The sequence below is a fragment of the Novosphingobium sp. PhB55 genome (assembly GCF_004368805.1).
Lineage (GTDB): Bacteria > Pseudomonadota > Alphaproteobacteria > Sphingomonadales > Sphingomonadaceae > Novosphingobium.
The window spans coordinates 560814-568696 of record NZ_SODQ01000005.1 but is presented as its reverse complement, the minus strand read 5'-3'; the positions used below and the strand labels follow the sequence as shown (position 1 = coordinate 568696).

Annotated in this window: 5 protein-coding genes and 1 rRNA gene; 1 reads left to right on the top strand and 5 read right to left on the bottom strand. The window is 63.3% G+C overall.

The window, feature by feature from the left end; all coding sequences use genetic code 11:
- From EDF57_RS15420 to EDF57_RS15400, 5 genes are all read right to left on the bottom strand, one after another.
- Nucleotides 1–70 (bottom strand): 16S ribosomal RNA (locus tag EDF57_RS15420); the annotation flags it as partial.
- Nucleotides 71–621: 551 nt separating this feature from the next.
- Nucleotides 622–1404 carry a sulfite exporter TauE/SafE family protein gene (locus EDF57_RS15415; protein ID WP_132269988.1) on the bottom strand — a complete coding sequence of 261 codons (783 nt, stop codon included), beginning with the start codon at nt 1402–1404 and terminating at the stop codon, nt 622–624.
- Between the two features lie 34 nt (nt 1405–1438).
- The gene (locus tag EDF57_RS15410) at nt 1439–3967 is read right to left on the bottom strand and encodes a TonB-dependent receptor (protein WP_243841082.1); all 2529 of its coding nucleotides are present in this window, start codon (nt 3965–3967) and stop codon (nt 1439–1441) included.
- 116 nt (nt 3968–4083) lie between these two features.
- Complete coding sequence (locus EDF57_RS15405; RefSeq protein WP_132269986.1) at nt 4084–4284, bottom strand: YezD family protein; 201 nt, start codon at nt 4282–4284, stop codon at nt 4084–4086.
- A 269-nt stretch (nt 4285–4553) separates the two neighbouring features.
- Nucleotides 4554–4994, bottom strand: coding sequence for an Rrf2 family transcriptional regulator (locus tag EDF57_RS15400; protein WP_132269984.1), 441 nt, complete (start codon nt 4992–4994; stop codon nt 4554–4556).
- Between the two features lie 422 nt (nt 4995–5416).
- Here EDF57_RS15400 and EDF57_RS15395 point away from each other — a divergent pair, with 422 nt between their 5' ends.
- A complete protein-coding gene (locus EDF57_RS15395) occupies nt 5417–7801 on the top strand; it encodes a TonB-dependent receptor (RefSeq protein ID WP_243841081.1) in 2385 nt (794 codons plus the stop codon).
- Nucleotides 7802–7883: the final 82 nt, after the last annotated feature.

The window sequence follows — 7883 nt, the reverse complement described above, 5'->3', positions numbered from 1 at the left end:
CTCGTTCGACTTGCATGTGTTAGGCATGCCGCCAGCGTTCGTTCTGAGCCAGGATCAAACTCTCAAGTTTGTGTCCAATCTCACAACAGGACCAGCCAAAAGACCGGCCACCTGACGTAAAATTAATTCAGGGATCATCACCCTGCACATATCTAAACGTATGGTTACGTAAGGACATGTAAAGGTAACGACTATCTACTGCCACCCCGAGCCCTGAAGCCCCGGGAGCAGGCGCCGTCGCCCACATGTCCCTTCATCTAAAACCTACAATGTCAAAGAACCGGTCCCTCACGAGACCCGCCGAACAGTAAAGCCGGACAACTAGCGCTCCCCGCTTTCTTGCGATGGGGGAACAAGCTGTCCGTCTCTGTTGGCGACCGCTGCAAAACCGTGTGGTCCGCTGCGGTGAGAGGCCCTCTAAAAGCACCCCGTGATTCGGTCAAACACTAATTTCAAAAAAACGACATATTTTCCAAAACTCGGGGGTCTCTGCGGGTTTCGCGGTCATGGAATTCCGGCCGCTCTTTTCAGCGCGGTTGGGGGCGGGCAGCGGATCCCTCCATCCCGCCCCCAAAATCCGCGCCGCATGCCCCGAGTCTGGGCCGTTTCATCCGGGCCGTTTCAGAGGCCGGGGATCAGGTGCCACGCCTTCGCTATGCTGAAGAGGCTCGTTGCGATGAGAACGAACGACACGGCGAAGAGCAGTACGCGGGGCGGTACGCGCTTGGCGAGATAGGCGCCGAATGGAGCCGCCACGACGCCGCCGATGATCATCCCCACCGTCGCCGCGCTGAAGGCGCCGAAACCGAGCGTGGCGATGAACGAGATCGAGATCGTCAGCGCGAGCAGGAATTCGGCCGTGTTCACCGTGCCGATCACTTTGACCGGGTCTCCCCCCTGCACCAACAGGTTGGAAGTGACCACCGGCCCCCAGCCGCCGCCGCCCGCCGCATCGAGGAACCCGCCGGCCACGGCCAGCGGCCGGGTCATGCGGGGATCCTCGAAACGGGGCTTCGACATGCGGATCGCCTTGATCAGCAGGTAGAAGCCAATGCCGGTCAGATAGAGCATGATATAGGGCCGGGCGACCGAGGCATCGATGTTGGAGAGCAGGTAGGCGCCAAGAATGCCGCCCACCACGCCGAAGGGGACCAGTCGCCTGAACAGGCCCCAGTCGACGTTGCGATGGACAATATGGCTCGCGCCCGAGGCACCCGTCGTGAAGATCTCCACGAGATGGGTGCTGGCCGAGGCCGCTGCCGGCGCCATGCCGAGGACGCTGACCAGCATCGTCTGCGAAATGACGCCGAAGGCCATGCCCAGGGCACCGTCGATGACTTGCGCTGCAAATCCGACGATGATGAAGGGCACGAGGTCCCCTATGCTTAGGCCGAGATCGAACATGAGGTGGTCCTCCCTGTTCCGTGGGTTGCGGGGATCAGAAGCTGTACCGAACGGTCATGCCCCAGGTGCGCGGATCTCCGGGAAGGCCGGCAATCAGGCCGGTGTTGCCCGGGCCGACGAAGAGCTGGTCGAAGTAGTTCTCGTCGAAGGCGTTGCGTACCCAGCCGTAGATGTCAAATCCGCTCTCGGCCCGGAAGCCCAGCCGGAAGTTGGAAAGGCTATAGCCGTCCACCCAGGTATAGGCCGAAGGCGACGGATTGGACGAGAAGTTCGATCGATAGCTGCCGTCATATCCGAAGTAGACCTCACCCTCCTTGCCGAGCAGGGTGGCGGGGTTGTTGACCTCTGCGCCGAACGAGAACGACCACTTCGACACGCCGGGCAGGCGCTGGCCGGAGATGTTGCAGTTGGCCGGGCTGAGCGCGCCGGGAACGCCGGGCGCGCCGGGGGTCTGGGCCGAGGTTGCGGTGGTGCCGCCCGAAAGCTCCGGCGGGCAGGGTGCGTCCGTGAACTTGCGGTAGGTGGCGTCGGTATAGGCGCCGTTGACGTAGGCATTGAAGCGCTCGCTCGGACGGACCGAAAAGTCCCATTCCACGCCCTGCGAGCGTACCTTCTGGGCATTGGCGAGATAGCCGCGGAGCACGCCGTACTGGCCGTTGCTGACATTGGCCTGATAATTGCCGATGTCGGTGCGGAAGATCGACAGGTTGAAGGTCGCCCGGCGGTCCCAGAACTGGGTCTTGATGCCGGCCTCGTAGTTGTGGACCGATTCGGGCTTCACCGTGGCGGAGGCCAGGATCGGGTTGTTCTGCGCGTCTACCGGCACGCCGTTCTGGTTGATGCCGCCCGATTTGAAGCTCTTGGCATATGTCGCATAGAACAGGATGTCCGGCGTGATCTTGTAGCTGGCGTTGAAATCGTAGCTGAAGTTCCAGTCGCTGAACTCGGGCGAGATTTCCTGCGGGGTGTAGATCGCCAGCTGCGCGGTCTGGCGTGCCGTATAGGACGCCTGGCCCAGCAGCAGTTCGTTGCCCTGGCCGTCGAACACGCGGCGCTGGTAGTAGCCTTCCTTCTTGTCGTAGTTCAGCCGTACGCCCGGCTGCAGGGTGAGTTCGGGCGTGAGATGCCAGCTGAGCTGACCGAACAGCGCGGCGCTGGTGTTCTTGAGATACTGCGTATTGTAGGCGACGAGGCCGTTCAGCACGGAGGGGTCGTTGGAAAGCGCATTCGATGGCGCGATGCTCCAGCGGCTGGCCGCGGCGCCCTGCGCTTCGGTGCCCTGCGTATCGATCCGCTGGTAGAAGCCGAAGGCGCCGACCACGAAGTCGATCTTGTCGCTGCTGTAGTTGTAGCGCAGCTCCTGCGTATACTGGTCCTGCTGCGAGGGGTTCTGCGAGAGGGCGACGATCGGCAGGCCGGTGAAGTCGCGGTCGTTCGAAGGATCCCAGTCCCAGAACCGCCAGGCGGTGATCGAGGTCAGCTGACCCGCGCCCAGGTCCCACTTCACGCGCAGCGAAGCGCCGCCGATCTTGTTCTTGGCCTGGAGCGGCGTGTCGAGATCGGTGCGCCGGTCGAAAGGGTTGGTGCTGGGCGGTACATAGCCCTGCGCGGCGGCGAGTGCGGCATATTGACGGTTCAGCGCACGCTGCGTGAGGCCGGTGCGAACATAGACGGAGCCGCAGCAATTGGCGTCCTGGGTGCTGTAATCGCCGGCAAGCGTGATCGCCAGATCGGCAGTGGGCTGCCAGAGAAGCTGGCCGCGCAGGCCGAGGTTGTCCTGGCTCTGGATCCACTGGTCTGTGGTGACGTTGCGGATCGTGCCGCGCCGGTCGGTCGAGGATATCGCCAGGCGCGCCGCCAGCTTGTCGGTCAGCGGGCCGGAAATGGCGGCCTTGGCCTGCTTGAAGTTGTAATTGCCGATCGACACTTCCGCCTTGCCTTCGAAATCGAAGGTCGGCTGGTTGGTGGTGATGTTGATGGCGCCGGCCGTGGTGTTCTTGCCATAGAGCGTGCCCTGCGGCCCGCGCAGCACCTCGATCTGGGCAACGTCCAGGAAGTCGAATGTGGCTGAGGCGACACGCGAATTGTAGACATCGTCGATGTAGATGCCGACGCCCTGCTCGATCCCGTCGTTGGTCAGACCGAACGGCACGCCCAAGCCGCGAATGTTCACGGCGGTGTTGCGCGGATTGGAGGAATAGAACTGCAGGGTCGGCGTCAGCTGCTGGAGGCGGCCGACGTTGAACGAGCCGGTGGAATCGATGTGCTCTCCGCCCACCACCGAGATCGCCAGCGGCACTTCCTGGCTGGATTCCTGACGGCGGCGCGCCGTGACGAAGATTTCGTTGCCCCGGTCATGCGCGCCGGTGCCGACGGAGGTCGGTGATTCCTGTTCGGCGGCGGAACCTGCAGCGGCATCCGCGGTAGCCACGGCAGGAGCCGCCCCCGGTGCGGTCTCGCCGGCCAGCGCGGGCGTGGCGGCCAGCATCAGCGGGGCGAGCGTGAACGTCAGGCATGCGAGCGGAAGCGGGGCCGGCAGCGGCCCGCGAATGGTCTTTCTCATGAGATCCCCCTTGTTTTTTCGAAGGGCCTCACATCCGGTGGTCCGGTCTGGTTGGCAGGAAATTGATTTCCCCGGTCAGCGATTGCCGGGTCGGTAACTGCCGGGGCAGCGCGCGCTTATGAAGCGAAGCGCCGCCGCTCGGTGATGTCGAGCTGCACCAGCTTGCCATCGTGGACTGTCAGTTGGATGACGCCGTAGCGCATCTGGTCCAGGGCATCGGCGACCACTTCGAGCGGTGCCGCCTTGGGATCGTCATTCCCGGAATCCCTGGAGAGGTGCCGTCCCGATCGCTGGTTGTCCGATAACGGTTGAGACATTGCGTATCTTCCTCTGAGCGCGGCTCTTCCCCGCCGCTGCCCCTCTCTATTCTCAACTGAATAAGTAGACAATACACCTAGCCGAAAGTTTGTCGTTTTCGCGCCCAAGCAAAAACTATTTACGCCGAAGCGATGTCTGGCATTGCCCTTCGACGGATATGGCAATTTCGGGGGACTTAACGGGCACGGCTGACTTTTCGTTCGCCGATTGCCATTGAAAATGAGGGAGTTGGCCGAAGAAAGCGCCCGGCTATGCGCCGCGTCCGCAATCAGTCCTGATCGTCGACCTGGGCGGGGACGGGATCGATGCGATCCGAAAGTCTTACTCCGTCCAGCAGTTCGGCGGTCCGGTCGCGCACTTCCAGCATCAGGGCGCGCGTACGACAATCGCCCTCTTCCAGACAGTTCTTGCACTTCTCGTGCGCGAAGCGGCTGGCGCAGGGCACCAGCGCCAGGGAGCCACGCATCAGGCGGATAAGGTCGCCATAAGTGATGTCGATCGGAGACACCGCCAGCCGATAGCCGCCATCCTTGCCGCGCTGGGAATCGACGATCCCGAAACGGCTCAGTTCGGACAGGATCGTGGTGAGGAACTTGGCGGGAATGTTCTGTGCTTCCGCGATCTGCGCGAGCTGGATCGGACCCTGCCCGTAGTTGTCGGCAAGATGCTGCATGGCGCGGATGGCATAGCGGGTTTTCTGCGAAAGCACGCCTCCGTCATGCCGCACCCTTCGTGGCGATGGCAAGGCCGTTGAGGCCGCATTTCACAGATTGTCAGTCGCTTCGGTTGACAAGCATCGGGCCGGTCGACGCAGGCCGCGGCGGGGCGGGCGCGGAGGCGCAGTTGTCGCCCTGGCCTTTGCGGCTTGACCCGGGCGCCCCGTGGCCCCCGCATTTTGCGGTGCAAAAGGATAGAGGCCGCCCCACATGGCGTAGCCCCGCACCGATAATCTTCCGAATATCGACGATTTTCATCAGCCCTGCCCTTCGCGGCAGGGGTCACCGATCAAGTACTTATTCGCAAATGCACAAGACCCGATCCGCTCCTCGCGACAGATTTTCCCACAAGCGGCCAAAACCACAAACGAGCCGCACACCCGGGAATCGGTCTGACTTTGTTCGGGGAGCTACCATGATGATAAGCACGTCTCGATTTGCCTACGCGCTCGCCTCGAGCGTCTCCCTCCTGGCCTTCGCCTCGGCCAGCGCCCATGCGGAAGAAGCCGATGCCGCCGCCGCGGTGGCAGCCGCCGTGCCGGCGGAAGGCCTTACCGACATCGTCGTCACTGCCGAACGCCGGGACGTCAGCCTGCAGCAGGCCCCGCTTTCCGTCAGCGCGATCACGGCCGAGACGCTGAAGGCCGCGAACATCAACGACATCACCGGGCTCAACGGCACCGTGCCGGGCCTGGTCGTCGCCAAGAGCGGCGGCGGAGAGCGCATCATCACCATTCGCGGCGTGGGTTCGGAAACGCCGGAGAACACCAACACCCAGCCGGGCGTGTCCTACCACATCGACGGCGTCTATATCTTCAACTCGATCGCCGCGAGCGCCGCCTTCATCGACGTGGCCCAGGTGGAAGTGCTGCGCGGGCCGCAAGGCACGCTGTTCGGTCAGGGTTCGACCGGCGGCACCATCAATGTCGTCTCGATCGAGCCGAGCACGGACGCCGTCAGCGGCAATGTGAACGCCGGCTACGGCAACTACAACTACATGGAAGGCTCGGCCGCGCTGAACGTGCCGCTTTCCGATAGCCTGGCGGTGCGCGGCGCCTTCCAGTTCACCAAGCACGACGGCTATGCCCATGCCACCGAAGTGCCGGGCACCCGCAAGTACGACCTCGACGATCAGGACGAAACCGGCTGGCGCCTCGGCGCCAAGTGGCAGCCGGCCTCCAACTTCTCGATCGTGCTGAACACCGTCCAGTTCACCAGCAACACCAACGGCCCTGCGCAGAAGAACATCCTGGATCCGAACCCGGATCCGCGCGAACTGACGCAGGACTATCCCGGCCGCTCGGTGGTCAAGACCCAGCTCTACACCGGCGTCGTCAAGTGGGAGACGCCCTTCGCCACGATCAAGTCGATCACCGGCTACCAGAAGCTCCACTCCGAGCAGGCCTGGGATGCGGACGGGCTCGACACGGCCCTGTTCTATGCCCAGACCTACAACCCGGTCAGCTTCACCGGCGTCGCTTACGACCATGTGCCGCTCTGGGAATCGGATACCAAGAGCTGGAGCCAGGAGATCAACCTGACCTCCAACGGCACCGGCCCGTTCAGCTGGGTGCTCGGCGGCGTCTATCTCCATTCGTCGAACGACCAGTACGTCAACGAATACCGCAGCGACGACGACAACTTCCTGCAGGAAGCCCTGCCCACCGACACCGCCTGGAACGACCCGCTCGTCGCCAACCTGACCTATGCCGAGCTGTCGACGATCAAGCGCGACCTCTATGCCGTCTTCGCGCAGGGCACCTACAACCTCACCAGCCAGCTCAAGCTGACGGCCGGCGTGCGCTACAACCACGACAAGGCCACCGGCACATACGATTCGATGTCCGGCGGCACGTCCGGCCAGACCTCGGGCGCCTATCTCCAGCCCAGCTCGACCGGCGGCCGCAAGGGCGACGCCTGGACCGGCAAAGTCGCGCTCGACTACCAGATCACGCCCAGCAACATGGTCTATGCAAGCTGGACGCGCGGCTTCAAGCCGGGCGGCATCAACTCTGCGGCCTCCACCGGAGGCAGTTACTCGATCCTGCCGACCTACAAGCAGGAGACCGTCGATTCCTTCGAAATCGGCACCAAGAACCGCTTCCTGGGCGATACGCTCCAGCTCAACGGCTCTGCCTTCCTGTATAATTACAAGAACATGCAGTTCCTGGAGGAAGACCCGATCCTCTACGGCGAAGGCATCAGCAACGCCCCCAAGGCGCGGGTCTACGGCCTGGAACTCGAAGGCTCCTACATCCCCACCGAGGGCCTGCGCTTCGACGCGTCGCTGTCGTGGCTGGAAGGCGAGTTCACGTCGCACTACCTTGCGCTCGATCCAACCAATGCCGCGAACGCCCAGAATGCGGCGGGCTATCCCGACTACCTGTTCTGGACCAACTTCTACGCCGCCACCCTGGCGCGCGACGCCGCGCGCGAGGACATCAAGGGCAACCGCATTCCCAAGCTGCCGCGCTGGCAGGGCAATGTGGCGGCGACCTGGAACGGCAAGGTCGGCCCGGGCGAGCTGACCGCCCGCGCCCAGCTGATCTACCGGGGCAAGTACCAGTACCGCCTGTTCAACGAAGGTGACGTGGACCTCACGCCTTCCTACACCCAGGTCAATGCCATGCTGAAATACGAGCCGGAGGGCACCAATACCAACGTGACCCTGCGGGTGATCAACCTGTTCGACAGGAACGGCATCAACTCGCGGTTCTCCGACCCCTATGGCAGCGCCCAGGTGATGGACACGTACATTCCGCCGCGCCAGGTGATCCTTTCGGTCGGCTACAAGTTCTGATCCCTTCCGGCCTTCGCCGGAAAGCAGGAGGGCGCGGCGACTTCGGTCTCCGCGCCCTTCCCGTCTCCGGACATGCCGGCCA